Origin of the sequence: Streptomyces sp. TRM64462, assembly GCF_013362995.1 — a bacterium.
Lineage (GTDB): Bacteria > Actinomycetota > Actinomycetes > Streptomycetales > Streptomycetaceae > Streptomyces.
Window position 1 is genome coordinate 1 of the sequence record NZ_JABWDV010000391.1, and the last position, 1,430, is coordinate 1,430.

General features: G+C 71.8%; 1 protein-coding gene. It reads right to left on the bottom strand.

What is annotated here, in order from left to right:
• On the bottom strand, positions 1-1,430 hold a 1,430-nt coding region (locus HTZ82_RS22345; RefSeq protein ID WP_175411237.1), incomplete at both ends, for a type I polyketide synthase.

A 1,430-nucleotide genomic window follows, 5' to 3' on the forward strand; every position in this document is an offset into this window, starting at 1 on the left:
CCGGTCAGGGTGGAGACGACGGGGATCTCCGGGGCGCGGTAGTCGAGCTCCTTGGCGACCGTACGGAACTCCTCCAGCATCCCGTCCATCAACGGCGAGTGGAACGCGTGCGAAACGGTCAGCCGCCGCACCCTCCTGCCCTGCCCGGTGAGGTGGCCGACGGCCTCCTCGACGGCGCTCTCCACACCGGAGATCACCACGGCGTTCGGGCCGTTGACAGCGGCCACACCCACCTCGCTCTCGCGACCGGCCAGCAACTCGGCGACCTCGTCCTCCGTCGCCTCGACGGCGACCATCACACCGCCGTCCGGCAACGCCTCCATCAACCCCGCACGCGCCGCCACCAGACGACACGCATCCCCAAGCCCCAGCACACCCGCCACATGAGCCGCCGCCAACTCACCCACCGAATGACCCACCACAAAACCGGGCCGCACGCCCCACGACTCCACCAGCCGGAACAACGCCACCTCGAACGCGAACAGCGCCGGCTGCGTCCACCCCGTACGATCCAACAACCCCGCCTCGACCGAACCCTCCCCCGCGAACATCACCGACCTCAGCGTCAGCTCGCGACCGAGCACCCGATCCAGCGCCTCGCACACCTCGTCCAGCGCGGTCGCGAACACCGGATACGCGGCATACAACTCACGCCCCATCCCCGCACGCTGAGCACCCTGACCCGAGAACAGGAACCCGACACCGCCGTCGGCGGGCCGCACGGCGGGGTCGAGGTGGCGCAGCGCGTCGAGGAGCGTGGCGCGGTCGGTACCGACGGCCACGGCGCGGTGGCTGTGGGCGGCGCGGCCGGTGGCGAGGGTGTACGCGACGTCCAGGGCGTCGGGGGCGTCTCCCCTCTCGGCATGGGCCAGCAGTTCCTGGGCCTGGTCGGCCAGAGCCTGCGGCGTACGGCCGGACAGCAGCCAGGGCAGCGCCGGCACGGCGACCGGCGGAACCGGGGGCTCCGCCGGATCGTCCCCGAGGGCCTCGGCGGCGGCCGCTTCTTCGATGATGACGTGGGCGTTCGTCCCGCCGAAGCCGAAGGAGGAGACGCCGGCCCGGCGTGGACGCCCGTCCGCGACCGGCCAGTCCCGTGCCTCGGTCAGCAGCTCGACCGCACCCGACTCCCAGTCCACATGCGGCGACGGCTCGTCCACGTGCAGCGTCTTCGGCAGCACCCCGTGGTGCATGGCCTGCACCATCTTGATGACCCCGCCCACACCGGCGGCGGCCTGCGCGTGCCCGATGTTCGACTTCAACGAGCCCAGGTACAGCGGCTCTTCGCGCTCCTGCCCGTACGTGGCCAGCAATGCCTGCGCCTCGATCGGATCACCCAGGCGTGTGCCGGTGCCGTGCGCCTCGACGGCGTCCACATCCGACGCCGACAAGCGCGCGTCCGCCAGCGCCTGACGGATCACCCGCTCCTGCGA